Annotated in this window: 19 protein-coding genes; 10 read left to right on the top strand and 9 right to left on the bottom strand. The window is 45.7% G+C overall.

The window, feature by feature from the left end:
* Positions 1-18 precede the first annotated feature (18 nt).
* The 3 genes from QUB11_RS02825 (at position 19) to QUB11_RS02815 (ending at position 724) form a co-directional block, all read left to right on the top strand.
* On the top strand, positions 19-159 hold the full coding sequence (locus tag QUB11_RS02825; protein ID WP_333389670.1) for a hypothetical protein: 141 nt from the start codon (positions 19-21) through the stop codon (positions 157-159).
* 122 nt (positions 160-281) lie between these two features.
* Positions 282-503: a type II toxin-antitoxin system HicA family toxin gene (locus QUB11_RS02820; protein WP_333141773.1), complete on the top strand. Its 222-nt coding sequence runs from the start codon at positions 282-284 to the stop codon at positions 501-503.
* Complete coding sequence (locus QUB11_RS02815) at positions 500-724, top strand: type II toxin-antitoxin system HicB family antitoxin (RefSeq protein WP_333141775.1); 225 nt, start codon at positions 500-502, stop codon at positions 722-724. The genes QUB11_RS02820 and QUB11_RS02815 overlap by 4 nt, the downstream gene beginning before the upstream one ends.
* Positions 725-781: 57 nt before the next feature.
* Here the strand turns inward: QUB11_RS02815 and QUB11_RS02810 are convergent, their stop codons facing one another.
* Together QUB11_RS02810 and QUB11_RS02805 are read right to left on the bottom strand one after the other, a co-directional pair.
* Positions 782-982, bottom strand: coding sequence for a YgiT-type zinc finger protein (locus QUB11_RS02810; RefSeq protein ID WP_333141777.1), 201 nt, complete (start codon positions 980-982; stop codon positions 782-784).
* 2 nt (positions 983-984) lie between these two features.
* Positions 985-1,359 carry a DUF4258 domain-containing protein gene (locus QUB11_RS02805; RefSeq protein WP_333141779.1) on the bottom strand — a complete coding sequence of 125 codons (375 nt, stop codon included), beginning with the start codon at positions 1,357-1,359 and terminating at the stop codon, positions 985-987.
* Positions 1,360-2,104: 745 nt separating this feature from the next.
* Here QUB11_RS02805 and QUB11_RS02800 point away from each other — a divergent pair.
* The 3 genes from QUB11_RS02800 to QUB11_RS02790 all read left to right on the top strand — a co-directional run bounded on the left by QUB11_RS02800 (position 2,105) and on the right by QUB11_RS02790 (position 5,779).
* Complete coding sequence (locus QUB11_RS02800) at positions 2,105-3,661, top strand: metallophosphoesterase (protein WP_333389668.1); 1,557 nt, start codon at positions 2,105-2,107, stop codon at positions 3,659-3,661.
* Between the two features lie 180 nt (positions 3,662-3,841).
* Positions 3,842-4,570, top strand: a complete 729-nt coding sequence (locus QUB11_RS02795; protein ID WP_333201993.1) for a DUF3891 family protein — start codon at positions 3,842-3,844, stop codon at positions 4,568-4,570.
* 246 nt (positions 4,571-4,816) lie between these two features.
* Positions 4,817-5,779 carry a YegS/Rv2252/BmrU family lipid kinase gene (locus tag QUB11_RS02790; protein ID WP_333201995.1) on the top strand — a complete coding sequence of 321 codons (963 nt, stop codon included), beginning with the start codon at positions 4,817-4,819 and terminating at the stop codon, positions 5,777-5,779.
* Between the two features lie 58 nt (positions 5,780-5,837).
* On the opposite strand, the gene QUB11_RS02785 is transcribed toward QUB11_RS02790, so the two are convergent.
* On the bottom strand, positions 5,838-6,194 hold the full coding sequence (locus tag QUB11_RS02785; protein ID WP_190740317.1) for a hypothetical protein: 357 nt from the start codon (positions 6,192-6,194) through the stop codon (positions 5,838-5,840).
* An 830-nt stretch (positions 6,195-7,024) separates the two neighbouring features.
* Here QUB11_RS02785 and QUB11_RS02780 point away from each other — a divergent pair.
* Positions 7,025-11,518 (top strand): WD40 domain-containing protein, encoded by a 4,494-nt coding sequence (locus QUB11_RS02780; RefSeq protein WP_333389666.1) that lies wholly within the window; start codon positions 7,025-7,027, stop codon positions 11,516-11,518.
* Between the two features lie 19 nt (positions 11,519-11,537).
* Positions 11,538-11,777, top strand: a complete 240-nt coding sequence (locus tag QUB11_RS02775) for a hypothetical protein (protein WP_333389665.1) — start codon at positions 11,538-11,540, stop codon at positions 11,775-11,777.
* A 261-nt stretch (positions 11,778-12,038) separates the two neighbouring features.
* Here the strand turns inward: QUB11_RS02775 and QUB11_RS02770 are convergent, their stop codons facing one another.
* Both QUB11_RS02770 and QUB11_RS02765 read right to left on the bottom strand, forming a co-directional pair.
* Positions 12,039-13,766 (bottom strand): ABC transporter ATP-binding protein, encoded by a 1,728-nt coding sequence (locus QUB11_RS02770; RefSeq protein ID WP_333389664.1) that lies wholly within the window; start codon positions 13,764-13,766, stop codon positions 12,039-12,041.
* A 221-nt stretch (positions 13,767-13,987) separates the two neighbouring features.
* The gene (locus tag QUB11_RS02765; RefSeq protein WP_333202005.1) at positions 13,988-14,470 is read right to left on the bottom strand and encodes an FxLYD domain-containing protein; all 483 of its coding nucleotides are present in this window, start codon (positions 14,468-14,470) and stop codon (positions 13,988-13,990) included.
* A 284-nt stretch (positions 14,471-14,754) separates the two neighbouring features.
* Between QUB11_RS02765 and QUB11_RS02760 the strand changes: the two genes are divergently transcribed.
* A complete protein-coding gene (locus tag QUB11_RS02760; RefSeq protein ID WP_333389662.1) occupies positions 14,755-15,531 on the top strand; it encodes a Uma2 family endonuclease in 777 nt (258 codons plus the stop codon).
* A gap of 139 nt (positions 15,532-15,670) precedes the next feature.
* On the opposite strand, the gene QUB11_RS02755 is transcribed toward QUB11_RS02760, so the two are convergent.
* Positions 15,671-17,398 (bottom strand): NAD(P)/FAD-dependent oxidoreductase, encoded by a 1,728-nt coding sequence (locus QUB11_RS02755; protein ID WP_333389660.1) that lies wholly within the window; start codon positions 17,396-17,398, stop codon positions 15,671-15,673.
* Positions 17,399-17,491: 93 nt separating this feature from the next.
* On the opposite strand from QUB11_RS02755, the gene QUB11_RS02750 reads away from it, so the two are divergent.
* The gene (locus QUB11_RS02750) at positions 17,492-18,406 is read left to right on the top strand and encodes a PPC domain-containing protein (protein WP_333389659.1); all 915 of its coding nucleotides are present in this window, start codon (positions 17,492-17,494) and stop codon (positions 18,404-18,406) included.
* A gap of 79 nt (positions 18,407-18,485) precedes the next feature.
* Here QUB11_RS02750 and QUB11_RS02745 read toward each other — a convergent pair whose 3' ends face one another.
* The 3 genes from QUB11_RS02745 to QUB11_RS02735 all read right to left on the bottom strand — a co-directional run bounded on the left by QUB11_RS02745 (position 18,486) and on the right by QUB11_RS02735 (position 22,775).
* On the bottom strand, positions 18,486-19,967 hold the full coding sequence (locus tag QUB11_RS02745; RefSeq protein ID WP_333389657.1) for a DNA-processing protein DprA: 1,482 nt from the start codon (positions 19,965-19,967) through the stop codon (positions 18,486-18,488).
* A 4-nt stretch (positions 19,968-19,971) separates the two neighbouring features.
* Positions 19,972-22,068: a RecQ family ATP-dependent DNA helicase gene (locus tag QUB11_RS02740; protein ID WP_333389654.1), complete on the bottom strand. Its 2,097-nt coding sequence runs from the start codon at positions 22,066-22,068 to the stop codon at positions 19,972-19,974.
* Positions 22,069-22,163: 95 nt separating this feature from the next.
* Complete coding sequence (locus tag QUB11_RS02735) at positions 22,164-22,775, bottom strand: hypothetical protein (protein WP_333389652.1); 612 nt, start codon at positions 22,773-22,775, stop codon at positions 22,164-22,166.
* Positions 22,776-22,822 lie beyond the last annotated feature (47 nt).

The following is a 22,822-nucleotide window of genomic DNA, read 5'->3' as shown; positions in this document are numbered from 1 at the left end:
GCTCAAGAAAATAGAAGAATGAAGAGCTATTCCAGTCTCATCATCCAGTGGTCAGAAGAAGATCGACTTTTTGTTGTCAGTTGGCCGGAGTTTACCGAGGTCATGCAGCCTTGCACTCACGGACACACTTACGAGGAAGCGGCCAAATACGGACAATAATTGTTAGAAACATTGATTGAACTTTATCAAGAAGATGGCAAACCTCTACCAGAACGTCAGACTTTGCGAAAACGATTACAGATAGCGTAGAGTTATTGTACAATATCTGCTCCCATTCACTTATGCCTAAAAAGATTAGAGAATTGAAAAGCCTATTACTAAAAGCAGGATTCATTTGTCAGCCCGCAAAAGGCAGTCATAGTAAGTGGAAGCATCCCAAATTAGCCAAGGCTATTATCATAGCTGGCAAAGACGGAAATGATGCTAAACTATATTTAGAGAAGTTAGTCAACGAAACAATTGAGGTGCTGAGGCAAATCGAAGCAGAGGAGACAGAACCATGAAATATACAGTTGTGATCCAATGGTCAGAAGACGATCGGTGCTTTGTCGTGTTTTTGCCTGAATTTGAGGATGTAATGCAACCAGTAACTCACGGAGATTCTTATGAAGAAGCTATCTATAATGCGCGAGAGGTGCTAGAGTTGCTAATCGAAAGCTGTCAAGCAGAAGGTAAACCATTGCCAGCAACTAAGAAGCTAGAACGATTATTTCAGGCTGCTTAAATTTGTTCACAGCAATATCAGTCAAGTATGGAATAAGTGCAAAACATATACACTCTGCTAAACGGGGCGTTCGAGTTGTGCTTTGATCCTTTCAAACTTCTTGACAATATCAAGAGAGTACAGTCGTTCCGAACACTGACTGCAAACATAGGCGGGAACTTTGAGCGTTACTACTTTTCCGCCTCCTTTGATTTTCTGATTTACTTCTTTTTCTAGTATTTGCCCCGCACAAACGGGGCATTTCTCAAAAGGCAGCAACTTTATCTCCTTACACGGCGGCTGAACCAGCCTTTATCACAGTACGCTGTAACGAGCATAGCCCACTTTGTCTCTTCATTATATGCCCAGACACTATTAACTTTAACACCACTCTTGGTGATGCCGTTGATCGAGCAAGTAGGATTATAATAACGTTTGTAGTAAAAATTTTCTTCAATCACAGTGCCACGCAGCGCTGAATCGATAACGCCTTCTACCAGAAGATCACATTCTTCCATGCGATCTATGGCGTGTACTGAAATACAGATGCGGCCCGCTTTAATTGCTTCTACGGTCAACTTATGCAGCTTTGATTTACCTGTTCCCATTTTGGCACCTTTTTTTGACACAACTATCCCGCTGAAAGTAAAATTCACGCTGGATATTTTATGCAAATGGGTGCTAGGCAGGCTACGTCATAAGTATCTGTGAGTCGTTTTTAAGTTGTCTCTTTAAGAATAACGCTCTTTACTGTGATGTGCAAGCTTTATCGCCAAACAATTATGGCTTGTGAAAAAAACGAATAACTAGAAATCGGTACATTACTCGCGATGATGGGATTTGTGGTTTTGACGAATCTCCAAGCTGTCTGCCTAAATACCAACCCGAAATTCTATCTGATGTTGCCCATTTCGGGCAGGGTGTAGGGATCGATCGCACTCTGCGACTCCAAGCGCGATCGTCTCACATATTGCACCATTCTCGCTTAAAAGGCTGGACGACCCGTTCCACAAAGAGTGAGTTTTTTTGTGGGCTGGGCCCCAGAGTCCGCCCATAACAGGCTTATTGAGAATGCGACAAGATGTGAGTTGTAACTGAGATGTTGCACCATTCTCAAGAACAGGCAAGATGCCTGTTCCACAAGAGATGAATTTTATTGTGGAACAGGCATCTTGCCTGTTCCTAAAAAGCTTATTGAGAATGCGACAAAATGTCAGTTGTCAGGCAGTATTCTCCTAAAAACCTGGTTTCTGAGTACCCGCGCCTCGATTTTCAGCTTTTAGAGAGATGTGAAAACTCGCCCGATCGCTACACTATGATTAACTAGGAACTCAGCAATTTGGGAGACTAGGTGAATTGAAATTCGTGTCCGACCCGCGAATAACAGTCAAAATCCGCAAAATGAACGAGCGGGTGCGGTGGCAAGAACAGTCGATCGTCCATCGGGGAATCGACCAAACTCGGATGGTTTTAGAATCTCAAACCACCGACTCTCCAGAGTTTTCGTTTTTAGTCGTAGGCGACAGCGGCACGGGCAATCACCGCGGTTACAATCCCCAGCGGCAGATTGCCGAACAGATGGTCTCCGAGCGCGAAACTTGCCGTTTCGTCCTCCACACGGGCGATGTAGTTTATCTCGTAGGTTCCAGCGAATATTACTTGCAAAACTTTATTCGCCCTTACCGAGAATTTATAGTCGGCGGCGAGCATCCCTCTCGGATTGCCTACGATCGCATGGTGTTTAACTTTCCGTTTTTGCCCGTACCAGGAAACCACGACTATTACGACTTGCCGATAGTCTACGGCCTTCTGTCGGCGACAGCTTTGCCGCTGCGGCGGCTGTTGGGTGCCAAGTTGGATCTCGATGTCGGCTGGCACGGTTCCGATCGCGGAAATACCTACGCCAAAGCCTTTCTCGACTACCTCAAAGCTCACAAAATGCCGGGAGAACTCGATCGCCACCTAGACGCCCACTACACCGCCAGCACCAGCACAGGCCGCTGCATCCGCTACCAACCCGGACACTTTACCCGCTTACCCAACCGCTACTACACCTTCCGCAGCGGCGGCATCGACTTCTTCGCCCTCGACTCCAACACCTTCAACGAACCCTTACCGATCCCGAAAACCAAACAGGGCGACATTCGCCGCCAGAATTTGGAACTCGATCGCCAGAAGTTGGAACAAGAAAAATTGGCAATGCTCGAAATGTGCGATCGGCTCAAGCCGGAGATTCCCGAGGAAGACGAACAGCTAGACGACTTGACCGCCAAATTAGAGCAAGTTGACGAAATGCTGATGGATATTGACAAACAACTGTCCCCCGACAAAACAGCCGCCACCGACGTTGAACAGCTCGAATGGCTGAAAAAAAGGCTGATTAACTCTTGGGGCGATTCCGAGGTGCGGGGGCGGGTAATTTACCTGCACCATCCCCCCTACGTGACCGAGGCGACAAAGTGGAATCAAGCTCAAACTTTGGCGGTTCGGTGGCGATTGCGCGAGGTACTCGACGGGGTGGCCGATGCAGTTGGGGATGTGGCGCGGGGGCGTCCGCTAGTAGATTTGGTGCTGACGGGCCACGCTCACTGTTTGGAATACCTGCGGACTGGGAATACCGGACACGGCGACTCTGGGATTAATTGGATTGTCTGCGGGGGAAGCGGCCACAGTCTCCGCCGCCAGCGCCCGGAAGGGCCGGTGTTGGAGGAAGCATTGAGTCCTGAAGCTTATCGCTTGGCGCGGGAGTCTGGTTCGGAAACAGCCAGCCGGCGGGTAGCGGAGTCTTTGCTATTTGTCGGCCGCAGCGGTCAAGGTTCCCACAAACGCCGTCCTTATTCGTGTTTGCGGATTGATGTTCTCGACGGATGCCCCCCGAAGTTCCGCATCCGACCTATGGTTGTCGAACGATTTGAGGGGAAATGGCAGGAGATCTCGATCGAACCTTTTGTGATTTAACATCAGTCATTCAATTTGATTGTGGGGAGTAGGGGTTGGGCTTCTAGCCGGCCCAAACAGGCTTTCCGGCCTGTTCCACAAAAATTCAATTTGATTGTGGGTTGGGCACGCGAGCCCGCCCAAACAGGCAAGATACCTGTTCCACAAAACCAACTTCACTTAATTCAGGAGAAAAATTCAATGATTGCTAACTTAACCGCCACCGGCTGGGAAATTATTTACCACCGCGCCCACGCTTTGCTCGCCGCCCAACTTGGCGGACAGTGGAAGCGATCGAAATCTCCGCTTCGCTTGTACGAAACCATAGCCGCGATTTCGCATCACGATGATTTGGAGAAAGAGTGGGAAGAAAATATTTTGACTGAAGCGGGCGCGCCCTTTGATTTTACCTTGCAGACGGAAACTTCTCTGCCGAAAATTAAAGCCATGACGGAGAATTCCCTATATCGTGGTAGGTGGGTAGCCATGCTGATTTCTATGCACATGAGTTATCTCAACGAAGGAAAGCGGGGAGAGTCGAAGGAACTCGACGAGTTTTTGGACGAACAACTGGAAAATCAAAAAAAATGGCAAAAAGAGTTGAATATTTCCGAGGAAGATGCTAAGGCAGCTTATGCTTTTTTCCAGTGGTGCGATCGGCTATCATTAATTCTTTGCTGCCGCGAGTTACCCGCCGGAGAACGAGCTTTAGAAATTGCTGTCGGCCCGGACGGCAAGCGCTACGATATTGTACAGCACAGCAACGAACTCGTGACTGTAACTCCTTGGCCTTTTGAAGAAGATAAGTTTACTGTGAACGTCGAAGCGTGCAATTTGAATCAAGTCAAGTTTGACAGCAACGAGGAAATTAAGGAAGCGTTGCACAAAGCTCCCCGCGAAGTCTTAGAGTGGACTTTTGTGAAGTCTTAACTAAACCTTTGAAAAATAGGTGAGGGTTGTTGTCGAAGTTTAGCGGGCATGGCATTTGTGTTAACTTAATGTTAAAACCATGTCTAAATAAGGGTTATAGTTGAGTATTGATCCCCCCTAACCCCCCTTAATAAGGGGGGGACAAGAACACTCAAAGTCAACCCCTACTCCCCTTATCAAGGGGGATTTAGGGGGAGCGAAACTTCGATATAAACGTTACGTATTACCTATTACCTATTACAAACTATGAAACGTTCAGCTTGCCTAATTTTCAATCCCGTCGCCGGCAACAGCGACCCCGACCAAGACTTAGCTAAAATTCAGGAACTTTTAGAGCCTTTTATTGACTTAGACATTCGGCTGACAACCCCAGAATTAGACGCAGATCAAATCGCCCGCGAAGCAGTTGATAGAGGAGTTGAGGAAATTATTGCTTGCGGGGGCGACGGCACATTATCAGCAGTTGCTGGGGCGATTGTCGGCACAAATATTCCTTTAGGAATTATTTCGCGGGGAACGGCTAATGCTTTTGCTAATGCTTTAGATATTCCGAATACAATTGAAACCGCTTGCGCCACTATTTTTGGAGGGTTGACGCGGGTGGTGGATGCGGCGATTTGCAACGGTGAAATGCCGATGGTTTTGTTAGCGGGAGTGGGTTTTGAGGCGGAAACCGTCGAACTAGCCGATCGCGAAATGAAGAATCGCTGGGGAATGCTGGCTTACATTCTGTCAGGAATTAAACAGTTAAACAATTTAGAAAGATTTGAAGCGGAAATCGAAACCGAAGATAAAATTATCAGCCTTACTGCTGTGGCCGTGACAGTGGCGAATGCAGCGCCGGCTACTTCGATTTTAGCTCAAGGCCCGGCGGGGATTGTTTTTGATGACGGCTTGCTGGACGTGACGCTGGTTGCGCCTCAGAATAAAGCAGGGGCGATCGCAGCTTCTTATCACCTTTTGCAAACAGCTTTGAGTGGCAATCCTACCGATCGCGACGACATCGGTTATTTGCGGGCAAAAAAAATAAAAATTACTACCGATCCGCCTCAAAAAGTGGTTTTAGACGGGGAAATCATCGGCATGACTCCGGTTTCTATTGAGTGCGTTCCGGGAGGTTTAACTATTTTTGTACCGCGAATTGAAGAAGAGCCAGTGGTAGAAAAACTTACTGGTTTAGCGGACATCGAAATTACATTGAAACCATGAAGTTAAATTTTTGAGCGACAGAAACAAAAAGAAAGACCGCCCGGGCGGTCTTTCTTTTTTAGGCTTCTAAAATTTGGCGAATGCGGCGCTCCAAACGTTCGAGATCGAGTCCGCCTTCATCGCGGCTGATGCGGCGCACGGTGACGTTAACATTGCTCAAATCTGCCAGCAAATCTTGCAGGATTTCTTGTTGCTGCCGAGCTTGAGTTATTTCGCGCGGTTCCTGCACCAAATCGCGAACAATTGTATCTTCCGCGCGCGAAGCAACGATCGGGTCTGCTTCGCCGTCTACGTGCACGAAAGTGCGCCGACCAGGCCCCCGTTCTTCTTCAATTGGTATTACTGCTGTTACTCGATCGGAGCGTACATATTTGCCAAATCCCAGGTGGACTAAGACAGAAGATTGTATTTTCATAGATAGCAAGTTTTATTTGTTAGTTATCTATATTTTAACTTTGTCAACTCTGAGATGACCACTAAGCTGAGAGCTATTATTACTACAATATATGTCGGTTTTTTCTCGATATTATCGTTGTCAGGTTGCGGAAAAAATGGTAATATTTTTGGTTGATTTTCCGCCGTCTGATTTCGCACTATCTGACAGTCCGGCAGGGGTTTCAACCCCTGCCTCAAAGCTAAAGTCCTCTTAATAGGACTGAAGAATTTATTCAAAATTCTCGGAGTTGTGAATTGAATTTCATCAAGCAATCTTATTATATATCATATCAATTTCGGTTGGATATGATATGTTGCACCATTCGTGTGAAGTAGGGGCGGGTTCGCCCAGAGCCTTTTGGGGTGCAAATAGGTTAAATAAACCCGCCCGACCCCATCGAAAATCCCTTTATTGACTCTTTGTGCAACATCGAGCGTTCGATCGGAATGATTTAACCACAGAGAACGCAGAGAACACAGAGAAAGAGAAGAGAGAGATTAATAATTCTGATGTTAATAGATTTGATATCATTCAATATCTGGGTTGAATCAAATTACTAAATAAAAATACGATTCCACAGTCCTATGCAAGAGGAGTTTCGCTCTCTCGACAGGGGTTTCAACCCCTGGCGGGATGTCGGACTGTGCGAATATCTGTGAAAATCTCGGAATGTCAGTGGGCGACAGTTCGCTGATGGGTTAACATAAAAATAGAGCAGTTTGCGATCGCCCGCAGCGCATTTCAGGGACACAGCCTACCGATTCGAGATTTGAGCATTACTTCCACGGAAAAACAGGAAAGCCTAAATCATGTTAATTAGTCTCGACTTAGTTATCAGTATCCTGACGACAATTCCCTTCGGCACCATCAAAGACAAGTTTCAGCGCAACGAAACTGTCATCAAACTCTTAAAAAAATTTAACCTCGACCCCGATGCTCCGCCGGCAGATTTTAGCGGAGTTTATGTTTATACTTTAGTAGAATACGGCGCTGGCAAACCCAAGCAGATTTTAGAACTGTTTCGCCAAAAAGAGATTGAATCAGCATTTCGCAAAGCCTTCGAGTCCGACAGCCCAGCCATTTTAATTAAAGCAGGCGATGAATATCTGAATGAAAGTGCTTTAGGCAAAGAAATTCGAGATTTAGGCATTGACCCCAGACGGGAATTCATGGCATTTGCCGCCGTGTTTATGGAAGTAGCAAAGCGGACGCGGACGCTGGGAGATGTGATGGTGGGAAATGCGATATCCTCTTTGCAAAAACGCCTATCTATGGTAATGGATCGCATCGAACGCCTTCCCACTATCGAAGGAATTCGCACCGAATTTGCGCGGTTGGAAGCCGAAGATTATCCCGCACTTCCGGCAGCAGCATCAACTAATATTCAAAAGTCTCAAGCTTTTATTTTATCACAACAAGTTCGTGGGTGGTTTGAAACATTAAGTTATAAGTTTGAAACCTATCAAATCTCGGAGGATAACTATTTTGAGTGGATTATCAATGTTCCTGTCAGACGCAATCGGTACGATCGCATTTTAGTGCGCGGAATTGCCGGAGAAGCCGGACTCAGAGACATCTCAGCCCTGCGCGAGTCGGTGGAAAAACAGCGCACCGATGAAGGATGGTTAGTCACAGCCCGCCGCATCAGTAGCGCTGCGCGGGATGAAGTAGAAAAAGATGAAAATAGCGATATAGCTTGCTTTACCTTCGATGAATTGCTCGACCAAGATGCCGATTTTACCGCTTATCTCGATTGGCTAGAAACTGAAATCAAAAACAGGGAAATTGATACCAAATATGTGCCGCTAGCTTGTACAAAAGAAGAAATTGACCCCGATACTCACCGCAAGATAGGCGTGAGTCATTATGGCGAGCGAGATGGCTGGATTGAAGGTTATATTGACCTGTGGTTGGATGACCCAGTAAAAGAACATATTTCAGTTTTAGGAGAATTTGGAACCGGGAAAACTTGGTTTGCGATGCACTATGCTTGGATGGCGCTGCAACGCTACCGAAATGCTCAAAAGCGCGGCTTAGAACGTCCGCGTTTACCGTTAGTAATTCCGCTGCGAGATTACGCCAAAGCAGTTAGTGTCGAGTCGCTATTTTCCGAGTTTTTCTTTCGGAAACACGAGATACCTTTGGCGGGTTATTCGGCTTTTGAACAGCTAAATCGGATGGGCAAGTTTCTGTTGATTTTCGATGGTTTTGATGAAATGGCCGCTAAGTGCGATCGGCAAGAAACCATCAACAACTTCTGGGAACTAGCAAAAGCCGTCGTTCCCGGCGCAAAAGTCATCCTCACTTGCCGTACCGAACACTTTCCTGAAGGCAAGGAAGGACGGGCATTGTTCAATGCAGAACTGCAAGCATCAACAACCATTTTAACCGGCGAAACTCCCCAATTTGAAGTCTTAGAATTAGAGAAATTTAACGACCAACAAATTAGCCAAGCGCTGTCATTTCAAACAGAAGCGGCGACAGTAGAAAAAGTGATGGGAAACCCGCAACTATTGGATTTAGCGCGTCGCCCTGTGATGACAGAGTTAATTTTGGAAGCATTGCCCGATATTGAAGCTGGAAAACCAGTCGATATGTCGCGGATTTATCTGTATGCGGTGCGGCGGAAGATAGAGAGAGATATCAAAGCAGAACGCACCTTTACTTCGTTAGCAGATAAGCTTTACTTTTTGTGCGAACTGTCTTGGGAAATGCTGTCTACCAACCAAATGAGCCTGAATTATCGCGGTTTTCCCGATCGCATTCGCAGCTTGTTTGGTTCCGTCGTCCAAGAGGAAAAAGACTTAGACCACTGGCACTATGACATGATGGGTCAAACGATGCTAATCCGCAATGCAGATGGCGATTATACTCCGGCGCATCGTTCGTTGTTAGAGTTTTTTGTCGCTTATAAATTTGCAGCAGAATTGGGAGTTTTGGCCGCAGATTTTACCGAATTAGTTGCGCCGGAACAGTCTTGTGTCAATCCTGATGCAGAACCTCGATCGTACACTTGGTCTAATTATTGTCGGCTTCAGGCCCAGAAGAGAAATAACAACGAACTTATCGCACCTTTGAAGGGATTTGTTGCTGAAGATTTAGGGCAACTTCGCCAGAGTTTCGGACACGCGCCGCTAACAAAAGCAGTGATGGATTTGTTGTTACCAATGGTAGGGGCGGTGTCCTCGTGCCGGCCCTGCCTCGATGTAGGGGCAGCTACGGAGGAATTATTGGAAATTCTGGAAGCAACGCGGGGAAACACTGAAAGTGAGGTAGGTTATGTGGGAGGGAATGCGGCGACGCTGTTGGTGAAAATCGATCGGACTGCGTTAGAAGCAAAAAACCTTTCTCATGCGGTTATTTTAGGTGCTGATTTTACAAATGCGACGCTGCGCCACGTCAATTTTGCAGAAGCGAATTTGGCTAATTCTGCTTTTACTAAAATCTTCGGCAGTGTTCGATCGGTCATATTTAGTCCTGATGGCAAACTGTTAGCTACAGGTGATACTGATGGCGTAGTTCGCTTGTGGGAACCTAGCAGTGGCAGAGAAATATTGACCTGTAAAGGACATACTAACGTGGTGGAGTCAGTCGCCTTTAGTCCTGACGGTAAGATACTTGCTAGCGGGAGTTATGAAAATACAATCAAGTTATGGGATGTCAAGAATGGTGAATGTTTAAAAGTTTTGGAGGGACATACCGAATCAGTAATGTCAGTCACCTTCAATCCAGATGGAAATATACTCGCTAGCGGGAGTTTTGATGGCAGGGTAAGGTTATGGGATATTCGCACTGGCGAATGCTGCAAAATTTTGCAAGACCATACTAAAGTTGTATTTTCAGTTGCTTTCCATCCTGCTGGTGAGATGCTTGCTAGTGGCAGCGGCGACCAAACAGTGAGGCTATGGAATATCGGTACTGGTGAATGTCTCAAAACTTTGCAAGGTCATACTAAAAACGTATTTTCAGTTGCTTTCGATTCTGCTGGTGAAATACTTGCTAGTGGAAGCGCCGACAAAACAGTGAGGCTGTGGAATGTCGGTACTGGTGAATTTCTCAAAACTTTGGAGGGACATTTGGATCAAGTACGGTCGATCGCCTTTAGTCCTTCCGGGGAAATACTCGCAAGTGGAAGTTTCGATCGCACAGCAAAACTGTGGGATATCAACAGCGGTGAATGCTTGAATACTTTGCAAGGGCATAACGATCGAGTAGGGTCAGTCGCCTTCAGTCCAAACGGTGAAATACTTGTTAGTGGTAGTTACGAGAAAACGCTGAGGCTGTGGGCTATTAACAGCGGTGAATGCTTGAATACGCTGCAAGGGCATAGCAATCAAGTAAGGTCGATCGCCTTCAGTCCAAACGGTGAAATGTTTGCCAGCGGCGATGACGAAAAAACAGTCAAGCTGTGGGATGTCAGCAGCGGTAAGTGCCTCCAAATCTTGCACGGACATCTCGATCGGGTAGACTTGGTTGCTTTCAGTCCAAATGGTAAGCTACTTGCTAGCAGCAGTTATGACGAAACATTGAGGGTATGGGATATTCGCAGTGGTGAATGCCTCCATACTTTGCCAGAATTTGGCAATGAAACACGATCGATCGCCTTCACTCCAAATGGTGAAATACTTGCGAGTGCAGGTTATAAACAAACGGTGAGGTTGTGGGATATCGGTACTGGCGAATGCCTCAAAACGTTGCAGGGGCATAACAATTCTGTACACTCGGCTGCTTTCAGTCCTTTGGGCGAGATATTTGCCACTACAGGTTTTGACGGAACGGTAAGGCTGTGGGATATCCATACTGGTGAATGTCTCCAAATTTTGCAGGCGCATACGGGTGCGGCGCGCGCGATCGCCTTTAGCCAGAACGGTGAAATACTTGCCAGTGGAAGTGTCGATCGAACAATAAGACTATGGGATATCCATACTGGTGAATGTCTCCAAGTCTTGCAGGGGCATACTGATTGGGTACGTTCAGTTGCCTTTAGTTATTCTGGTGAAATAGTTGTTAGTGGAAGTGTCGATCTAACGGTAAGATTATGGGATATCCGTACAGGTGAATGTCTAAAAATCTTACAAGGTCATACGAGTAGAATTAACTCAGTTGCCTTCTGTTCAAATGATAAAATTATTGCTGCTTGCAGTCGGGATGGCACAATTATGATTTGGGAGATTGAGACCGGTGAGTGCCTCAAAATACTCAAAAGTGACAGACCTTATGAAAACATGAATATTGCTGGAGTTACGGGTTTAACGAAAGTTGAAAAATGCACGCTCAAAGCTTTAGGTGCTGTTGACAATTAATCATCGCCAAGGAGAAACTATGCAGTCAGCAATACGGATTACAACCAAAGTTCTTGCAGGAAATAAACTGGAAATTCAAGTGCCGCCTGGATCTGTGGGCGAAGAGGTTGAAGTTTTTGTAATTATACCAGAAAAGCCTCAAGGCGGGCGGCGTAAAGTGTTGGAATTCCTTACAGAAATCCGCAGCCGTCATGTTTCCAGAACTGTTGAAGAAATTGACCGGGAACTAGAAAAAGAAAGAAACTCATGGAACAACTAAACCTACCATGCTGCATCGGAATTGATATTACCCATAATTAGGACACGGCAGTGCCGTGGCCCTACAATTAATCGGGCGAGGGTTACATTTCTCATCGAGGAAAATCGATGATTTTGGGGTAGGGAAACGGCATTGCCGTGTCCTCCGTTACTAGAGTTATCCCAAGCATCGCTTACGCACGGGTGGTCAGAAACCGGGTTTTTTACGAGAATACTTCGTTGAGGCCAGCAGAAACGGCTAAAAACCCGGTTTCTAACGTATCTACTGACTAAATTGCTGAGCGTAGTAGCCAGCATATCGATCGCCCTTTTCGAGCAACTCCTCGTGCGTCCCCGATTCCACAATTCTGCCTTTTTCCAAAACTAAAATGCGATCGGCTCTCCGCACAGTAGCCAAGCGGTGAGCGATAATAAACACCGTGCGATCGCGCATCAATCTTTCCAGCGCTTCCTGCACTAAACCTTCGGATTCCGAATCCAGCGCCGATGTCGCTTCATCCAAAATCAATATTCTCGGATTAAGCAAAACTGCACGGGCGATCGCAATTCTTTGTTTTTGTCCCCCAGATAAATTTACACCTCTTTCTCCCACCCAAGTTTGATAGCCGTCAGGAAACTGACTAATGAATTGATGAGCGTTAGCAATTTCCGCAGCTTTTTGAACATCTTTCAGTTCATAATAAGATTGACCGAAAGCGATATTTTGAGCAATCGTACCCGAAAATAAAATCGTTTCTTGCGGTACAATTCCGATTTGCCTCCGCAGAGTATTTAAGGTGACATCTTGAATATCAATACCGTCAATTAAAATCTGTCCCGCTTGCGGATCGTAAAATCTGGGTAACAAGTTTACTAAAGTAGTTTTACCCGCACCGGATGCACCCACGAGAGCAATCATTTCTCCCGGAAGCACCAACAAACTCATGTTTTGCAGAATGGGTGTCTCTGAGTTATAGGCAAAATTAATGTTGCGATATTCGACTTTGCCTGTAACATGGGGAAGTTCGATCGCCCCAGGCTTTTCGACTACTGTTGGTTGAATTGCTAATAATTCAAAAATGCGATCGCTAGAAGCTTCTCCCTGCTTAAAATCCCCGTAATTAGCAGTGGTAATGGCGATCGGGTCAATTAAAAGTGCCACCCCTGCGATATAACTGATAAATTGAGTACCTGTGAGATTTCCTTGAGAAATTTGCCAACCTCCCAGGAAAAAGAGCAAAATTACGCTCATCGCTTCCAGAAAGCCAACTACAACGAATTGAAGTGCTTTTATTCGTTCTGACAAATACTTAGCGCGCCGGTTTTGTTCTGCTTCTTCTGCAAAGCGGGCAATTTCGTAGTCTTCAGCCACAAATGCTTTGATTAAGCGAATGCCGCTGAATACTTCAGTCAGCAACGCGGATAAATCAGAGATGCGATTTTGACTTTGGCGCGAGTAACTTAGCAGTTTCTCACCAAACCAACCAATTAAAATAGCCATCAGCGGTGCAATAATTAATGCACCCAAGGTTAATTGCCAGTTGAGATAAATCATATATCCCAGGACGGCAATTAGCTGCAAAACACAAGGGATAAACTGATGAAAAAATTTATTTACTACTTCGCCAATGCGGTCAATATCTTCGGTGAGGCGGTAGGATAAGTCTCCGGTTTTGGCGGTTTCAAAGTAGCCGATATTGAGATTTTGAAGATGGGAGTAGACTTTTTTGCGGATTTCCAAAGCAATAGTCAAAGCTGCTTTTGCCATCAGCGTATCTTGACCGTACTGGGCTGTACCGCGAATTAGAAATATAATGGCGCTGAGTGCAGCAATTTGAGCGAACCCTTGTAAATCTCCTTTACCTATAAATTTGGCTGTTTCGCCAACTAGCCACGCTATAATCGGCCAAAATATGGTAAATACTACGGTACAAGCTAATGCTTTACCGATGGTTTGTTTTTGGGGACGGAGGTAGGGTAAGATTTGCCAGTATGTCGATCGAGTTTTCAAGATATTTTGCCCTCGCAAATTCTGTTTTTGGGGATCTCTGCAAGAATATTCAAACTTCGATCCCCCCTAACCCCCCTTAATAAGGGGGGGACAAGATTATTTATTATTCAAAGTCCCCCTTCTTAAGGGGGATTTAGGGGGATCTCTGGGTCACTCATTGCGTAAGTCATAGAGATATCTGAGCCAGAATATGATAACAGCGATCGGACAAATCTCAACAATCATTCTTGAGCGTCTGCATGAGTAGCTACTACCTTAGCCCCCGCGACAACTGCACCCCGAAAGGTGGCTGACTGTCCGGGTGCAAGAGTAACTGGTTGAGCGAAGATAAATCCGTTGTCAATTAAATTGCCTGACTCGTCCAAAACTTCATAATTGACTTTGACATTTTTGATTGTTTTGCAGCCTTGATTAAGCACTTGACCGCTAAAAAAGTTGCCGTCATAATTTGCCGCCGCAATTGACACTTTTGCAGCGATGTTGGAACCGGGAATGCAAGTTTTGGCAGTTCCCGATGCTGGCTGTTTATCGCACAATTTGCCCAAGTCTACTGTTTTGCCGTCGGGGGTTTTCATGTAGCAAAACGGCTCATCAACTGGTAAATTTTGAGCCAGTGTATTTGTAGCGTCTGCAAGCCAAGGACGAGCAGATATCGGCGATATTAGCAAACTCGATAAAGCTACGGTTAAATGTAAAATTTTCATATTTATTCAGGATTTTTTCAAGTTAATTTTACTAAATAGTTTACCTAAAATTTCCGCTTACATATCTATATATAAATAGGTTTCAGTTAATGTTATAAAAATGAGATTGCGTAGCTTGGGCACGAGTGAACTAACCCTCCGTTTCACTGCACCCAACTTTTTCGCGGCAAGGATGTGTTGGGTTTCGTTCCTCAACCCAACCTACAAATCTAAAAAGCTCACTGTCAACTGTCAACTATTTAAATTATGCTATCATAAGACATCACAATTTAGAAAATAAAGTCATGGTCGTTACTCAAAATAACCCAGGACAAAAAACGTTAGAACTGATCGTAACTTGGGAGAAGTTGCCCGACGACTTCCAATTAGAAGAAAAACCAGTGGAGAATACAGGTCAACCGCTAATTGCTGGAGCACTGCGAGAAATCTTAGAACTGAGAGGATCGATCGGGCCACGAATGCTGATAGCCAGCAACTTTGGCATTTGCGCTACAGTCAACGGCGAGTTAGTCATCAAAGCACCAGATTGGGTTTATGTACCGTCGGTACTGCCTGCCGAATCGAGAAGAGACCGCAAAAGTTATACCCCAAACTTGGAAGGAGAAATTCCCACCATTGTCATGGAATTCTTGTCAGAAACAGACGGCGGCGAATATTCTGTCAAACGTACTTTTCCTCCTGGAAAGTGGTTTTTTTACGAACAAATTCTGCAAGTACCAACTTACGTCATTTTTGACCCAGAAACAGGCTTGCTGGAAGTATATCGCTTGGAAAATGGCAAATACGAATTAGAATTTCCCGACGCGGAAGGTCGTCACTGGATGGCAGATATTGGTTTGTATTTAGGAACGTGGCGGGGGGAGAAAGAACAGCGTTCAGGCTATTGGTTGCGCTGGTGGGATGAAGCAGGAAATCTGCTTTTATGGGGTGTAGAACAGTTAGCAGGAGAACGTGAACGGGCCGAACGCGAACGTGAACGGGCCGATCGCGAACGTGAACGGGCCGAACGACTGGCTGAATATTTGCGCGATCGGGGAATTAACCCGGACGAGATTATTTGATAAGTTGTACGCCATAAGCTGTTGGGCATCTAAATTGTATTTTTGGGCGGGCTAGAAGCCCAACCCCTACTCCCCACAAGAATTAGATGCACGGGCTAGGAGCAACGGCAAACAAGCATTAAATACGCACCTTACGAGATTATCTAATACTCGGCTTTCTATTCCCAAGATTCCGCGCTCCCGGAATTTTCCGGCTGGGACTGCGATTGTTCAAACTACTCGCAGTTCGAGCATTCAAAGCATTAGCAGAAGGTATCAAACCCAAGTCTTGCAAAATTTCAAAAGCCGCCCTTTGTCCAGTTTCACAACCGCCTTCCATGTAACCTTGATTTTCCAGCGAAGTGTGTTCCCCGGCAAAATATAAATTGCCAACTCGTTCGCCTTCAACGCCGTACATTTGCGTCCACTGTCCGACTAAATAGCAGGAATAAGAACCTTTAGAAAAGCGTTCTCCCGGCCAATATGCTCGCACAGCTTTGCCCGATCGCAAATTTCTCACTCCGGGAAAAACTCTTTCAAATTGGTTTAAAAATCTTTGTGCTTGGTCTTCTGGAGTTCCCGCACCGATCGCCAAACCCTGCTTTCCTCCTGTAAAATTAGTAACTAAACCGTTAGGAGTAGGGGCGAAAGGCGTAGCTTCCCAGGTACTCTGGAATCCTAAATCGCTATAAACAGAAGCAGTCGAGCGATAAAGTTCCCGCCAAATTCGGCTGCGGTAGCCAGTAATTAACTTAGAATTAGTACCGTAACCCAATTGCTCGATCGCCCTACGCTTCGGTTGGGGCAAAGGTACGTTAATTTTAACGTCTCGCAGAGTGCTAAATGGCAAAGTTAACAAAACTCGCTCGTAAGTGCGATCGAAGGCGCTTTGTCCCGATCGCAAATTTACGCGATAGCGGCCATCCGGCAAAAGAGTAATCGCTTCCAAAACCGTCCCCGCCTCGATCGAACCAGATAATTGACCGGCTAAACTGTTGATAATTTGACTGTTGCCGCCGTCAATTTGATAACGCTCATCGCTGTTGCCGTACAATTCAAAACTGCCAGATTCAGCACCGATTAAAAAAAGCAGATTTAACGCCGACTGTTCTTCAGGATCTCGACCGTATTCTCCCGTATAAGCAATGCGGAGTAACTGCCGGACAATAGTGCTAGTATCAGCTTGGTCTACATATTCAGCGATCGAAAGATTGTCCAATCTTTCCGCTGCTTCCGTAAAATCAAGATAGCTAATTTCATCGCCAACCGCCTGCAAATCTGCACTAATTTTACTAGCTAGGGGCGCAAAATCGGCGATTAATTGCTCAAGAGAAAAGCGCCGTCCTTCAAAGAAAAAAGTATCCTTCACCAGTCCACTCTGCACTTGGGCTAAGTCGATCGCCCGCAAACCCAATTCCGTCGCCAGCGAGATTAAATTAGTATGACCGGTGTCAATAAATTCTCCCCCCAAATCCGCCGGAATTAGCGTTCCAGCCACCTTGGGAATAGTGCGTATCCGCCCCCCCACGCGGTTAGTTGCCTCGATTATATCGGCGCGCACACCCGCTTGGCGCAAGCGATAAGCCGCCGTCAAACCCGCAATTCCCGCACCCACAACCAAAATCGGCGATCGTCCGCCCTGTTGAGCAAAAGCTCCCCCTCCATCCCTGGTAAAAGTCGCAGCAGCGGCAGCCCCCGCAGCAGCTAAACCCCCGTGCAGCAACTGGCGACGAGATATGGCAGAATTAGGAATGCGATTCCCTACGGGATAGCTTCGCTTCACGGTCAGCATCCCCAGCAGTTCATCAGCCGGAATGCCCGTTTCCCTTGATTTCTGGGCAATACTCGCAGCGCGGCGCAGCATAGCCATCAGTGCAGATTTAGCCATAATTAAGACATCCTCACAAAACAAAACTTTGATGTAAACTGGATTCTCGATCGTGCACTTTCCAGACTAAAGTCCAGAGAGATTTTTTTAATAATGCTAACCCTCAGAACACTGTTCGACAGCAAATTTTATCTCGAAAACAACCCAGATGTCGCCGTAGCAGTTGCCAGAGGCACGGTATCGAGTCCCTTCGATCACTACCGAAAAATTGGCAAATTTGAAAATCGCGACCCAAATGCCCTGTTCGACGCCAGCTATTATTTAGACACCAATACAGATGTAGCGGTATCAGCCAAACTCAACGGCTTTTCAGGGGCCGATCACTTTATCAGATTCGGTCAATTTGAACTACGCAACCCCAACCCATTCTTCGATGTTAATTTTTATCTAACAAGCAACCCAGACGTGCTGACTGCAGTCCAAACAAATCAATTTACCCCATTTGAACACTACTTCAAAGCCGGTCAATTAGAAAACCGCAAAGCCAGCATTTTCTTCGATCCCAGCTTTTATCTAGAAAAATATCCGCTGGTAGCAGCAGCAGTCAATAGCGGCGCAGTTAAAAGTGCGATCGACCATTACATTCAATTCGGTCAACAAGAAGGACTGTTGAGCACTCTCCCCGCTCCCGCCGACAATTTGAACGCAGCAAAAAGCCTGGGCATTCTGACTGAAATTCAAACTGCGAGCGATTTTGTGGGATCTGCTGAACCCGCCGACATTTACAGTTTTATCCTCAATAGTCCCAGCCTTTTCAGTGTAACTGTTGACGGCTTGAGTGCAGATGTTGATGTAGAATTAATTCAGGATCTCAACGGCAACGGCGCAGTTGGATTAGACGATATTATTGCTTCGTCTAACAATTTAGGCACGGCTTCAGAAACAATTGTCAGCAATGGGGCTTTACCTGCGGGGACTTATTTTGTCCGCGTTTCTCAATTTCAAGGCGATACAAATTATGACTTGAGATTGCTTTCCGCTCCCTCAGTAATACCGCCCCAAATTTAAGAAGTCAATCGATTTTAAACTTTAAATTTTAGATGGGAAAATTGCAGAATTCACCCACGGAAGTCTGAGACACCGTGGGTTATGCACCTTCCTCCAGCAAAGATAATAAAGCTGCTTTTTGATTGGCTACATAAGCCACGGGATTCTTAGTTTTTATCGCCTTACCTTCTGCCACTGCTCTTTTTAACCATAGCCGCATTTGCCCTATTTGAACATCCAGAAGTTCCGCAAGAGATTTATCATCTAACGGTTGCTCTAAATTACTGAGAATCAAGGGTAAAACTGCTTCGTAAATATCTTTTGGAGGAAATTGGACTGTTGGTGTTTTCTCCTGTACGCGCGGCGAAGCTATCCCGTAGGGAATCGCATCTTCCGAAGTTCCATTAGATGCAACATCTATTTCTTCCGAGGCTGGCACTGCCACTTCTGTTTTTGTAGATACAATGGTCGATTCCGAGTTTAACGGCACTGGATCTGCTGCAATTTCTGATGTTAATGAGCCTGTTATTTCCACTTCTGTAACTGGGGCTGCAATTTCTAACAGCGCACTTTGCTCTTGTGGATTTCTCCCCGTTTCTCTTGCAGTTTCGATTGCTCCAAATTCTGATGCTTTAGCCTCCAAAATTTCCCTTAATTTTCCCCTTATTGAACTCCCAGGTATAAATGGAAATGGCAAAGGTTGTGCTCCCCGTTTCAGCAGTTGGCGATTGCCTTCTGGTACGGCATCATCTAGCACAAAAACCGGGACATCTTTGATCTTTTCTAACGCTTCTATTGCACCCGCCCAAGTACCGCCAGTACCGACGGAACAACTGATGACAAGGGCGCGATCGGCTAAGGCATAAATATATTTGTTTCGCCCCATCGCATTCCCAACATTAAAACGAGCATTGGGATCGCAAGCAGATACTAAAGTTAGTCTGCCTTCTTTAATGCCAGCGCGATATTTTCCAGCAACAGCAGAAGCGGCCAAACTGTCAGCCAGTACGCCAACAGCCGTTCCTCCCGCCTCTAGCGCGCTTAACATTGCCGCCGTATCTACCCCGCGCGCGCCGCCTGAAATTACCTGCATTTCTTGTTCGGCGCAAATCTGTGCAACTCTCTGAGTGCGATCGAGTCCTTCTGCATCAATATCCCGAGAACCAACAATAGCCAATCCTCCCTGACCTAGCAATTTTATGTTGCCAATTCCATAGAGAATTGCTGGTGCTAAATGTTTCAAGATTTGCTTGAGACGCTTAGGATATTCAGAGTCGCTTCTTCCCAATATCCACAGCCCTTGATTCGTCCATTTTTCTACAGCTAAACTCAGCATTACCCCTCGTTCTAATAACGCCGAAACTCTGCCAAAATCAATCCTACTTGCCGGAATGGATTGTAACACGTTTAAACAAGTTGGACTTAGCAAATCCGCAGGGCGCATCTGATTTTCGCGCAGCAAGCTAGCCAAAGAATTATATTCGCTAAGCGTTAAGGGCTGCGGTTCTGTTTGCCGATTTTGCCCGAAGCTAGCGCACAAGAGTAAAATTGCTTGAGTATCTGGTGGTAGTACATGATTCATATATCTAATCGGCGAGAGAGTTGAGGGATAATGCTAGCGGAAAAACTGACCCGCTACCACGTTGACGTAAAAGTGCCGCAATGACTGTAAAAGTCCACCGGGAATCTACCATATCGTCAACTAAGAAAACTGTTCCTTTTATTCCTTCCCAAGTGTCTATCGCAAATGCACCATCCAAATTATGAGCTTGCTGATAACTATTATTCATCTCTTTTTGAGGTCGTGTTGGGTTAATTTTCCGAATGACTGGCTTAAAAGGCAAATTTAATCGATCAGCCAGCTTTTGAGCAAAATTTGGTACTAACTCGGGACGATTTAAAGAAGGTACGCAAGTCACCCAAGTGGGAAATGGTTGAGGTTGCCAGCGCTGAATCATTTCAAAAGCCCCCTCAACCAGTACATCATTAAAATTATTATCCCGATACTTACCCAGTTTAACTAATTCTCCCCAACCTGCGTCGCCCCACAAAGACAGCGCCCTTCCGCCTTCCGCTCTTAAATTAGGTTGAATATTTCCCGAATAACGGTAAATTAGAAATGCTTTTGAAGGCCATTGTTTGCGGGGTTCGATAATTATATCGCACCGCCGTAGGTACTGAATTGCTTGATTTACAATTTCCATAGAAGGGGTTTCTGGCAGTAAAGATTCACCTAAACATACAGCACATTTGCCACACTTAGTTGGATTGGGATCATCTAATTCTTTTGCAATAAAAGCCATGAGGCATTGTTTTTTTTCGCCCATGTATTCTCGCATTTTGTCTTGTTCTTGGCGACGAATTTGCGTCAGACGTTCAATTTTATCACTGTCTGGCTGATAGTTAACAGGGGTAGCATACCACTTGGAATTTTGCTTGCTCACCGGGGCTGGTGATTCCAGGGATAGCAGTTTTAAAACTTTCTCAATTTTACCTTGAGAAAAATTTAGTTCTTGCTCTAACTGGGGAACAGATAAGCCATTATCGGCTTGGTTAAGCGCCATTAAAACTTCCTGCGTATGGGCTTGTGGAGGAAAAGCTGTTCTGATAAAATAGTTTGTAATTTCGTCATCTTCATCGCCGCTTAAAAGGATACCATATGCTTGTTCTACGGCTCTACCCGCTCGCCCTACTTGTTGATAATAATGAACTGCGGAACCGGGACGCTGGTAATGAATGACAAATCCTAAATCGGGTTTGTCAAAACCCATTCCTAAAGCTACAGTTGCAACTAACGCTTTAATTTCGTTGTTGAGAAGTTGGTTTTCTAAGGCTTCTTTTTCTACATTTTCTAGCTTTGCGTGGTAGGCTTTAGCATCAATTCCTTGAATGGTTAACCAGTCCGTGACCTGTTCGGAATCTCTGACAGTTAGGGTGTAAATAATGCCGCTTCCGGGTAAGTTGGGCAACTGTTCTGCTAACCATGCCATTCTTGCTGCTGAACTGCCCAGAGCGATATTTTGAAGTTGCAAGCTTTCTCTAATTAAGTTTCCTCTGATGACGCGGAGATTTGAACTTAATTGCTCGACGATATCGTTAACAACTCGGTTGTTAGCTGTAGCGGTTGTGGCTAAAACAGGTATGTTTTGAGGAAGAGCTTGCAAAATTCGGACAATCCGGCGATAATCTGGTCGAAAATCATGTCCCCAGTCGGAAATGCAGTGGGCTTCATCGACGACAAATAACCCAATTCTCTGAGATATTGGTAGCAGAATGGTGTTTGTAAAGTCTTGATTGGCGAGTCTTTCGGGGGAAATTAGGAGAATATCTATTTCTCCTGCTAGCAACTGAGTTTTTACGAGTTGCCATTCCTCTGTATTGGAGGAGTTAATTGTTGCTGCTTTAATACCAATTCGCTCGGCTGCCGCAATTTGGTTTCGCATAAGAGCGAGTAGAGGTGAAATCAGGAGTGTGGGGCCGGCTCCTCTATCTCGCAGCAGCCGAGTTGCTAAAAAATAGACTAAGCTTTTACCCCAACCAGTGCGCTGTACCACGAGCAGTTTCGAGCGCTCTTCGATTAAAGAGGCGATCGCTTCCCACTGGCCGTCTCGAAAGTCAGCTTGTGTGTTGTTGAGAGCTATCTGGAGAAGCGCTCGCGCCCTATTTCTTAATTCTACTGTCATATTGTTAACCTGTTAGTGAAAGTTCCTCATCTTGTAATTTAGTTTTAAAAATAACAGGACTAATTACTAAGATGATATCACCAACTACCCAAGTCTTAATTCGTACTTGCTGGCTCGCTGGGAGAAGGCAAAGATTGAACAGGTGCCGGAGGCCAATTAGAGCGACTTCTGCTTAGAGTAGTAGACACCAAAGCATAGCCCAAAACAGCAGGAAGGACGATCGCACTCAGAAACACGATCGCCACAGCCCAATTCATCGCAGTCGAGATTGGGCCGTAATGAGTGCGGTAAGGGTCAAACAGTGGTAAATTAGGCATCGGCGCGTCCCGCAGCGCGATCGGACGTTTGAACCGCACCCGCCTGTCGTCTAGCTTTTCGAGCAAAATCCAGCCAACTTCCGCCTCTTCCCGGCATAGCTTCTGAAAAATCGCAGGATTGCGGAACAAATCGTTGCTAGCCCGCACAATCTTGTACTCCCAAACCGTCAAATCAACAGAATTGGGAGCGGGTTTGGGATTGCCATTGGCTCGCGCATTTTCAGGCGTATTAAAATTATCCTCTTGAGATTCGTACCGAGTCAAAACTTCCTCCTCCTCATCGCATTTTTGCCCCGCATCCAATTGCTCGTAGCTCACCAAAAGACCCACAACCGCAGCCTCCAAGCCGAGACTGCCAAGCATCAAACTCCAAATCAGAATTTCAACCATAAAAGGAGTTAAAAGTTAAAAATCAAAAACTCAAAAGACTCGCTTTT

Source organism: Microcoleus sp. B6-A1 (assembly GCF_036705085.1).
Classification (GTDB): Bacteria; Cyanobacteriota; Cyanobacteriia; order Cyanobacteriales; family Microcoleaceae; genus Microcoleus.
Note: the sequence above shows the minus strand (reverse complement) of the source record. Positions and strands in the feature narration are given on the sequence as shown.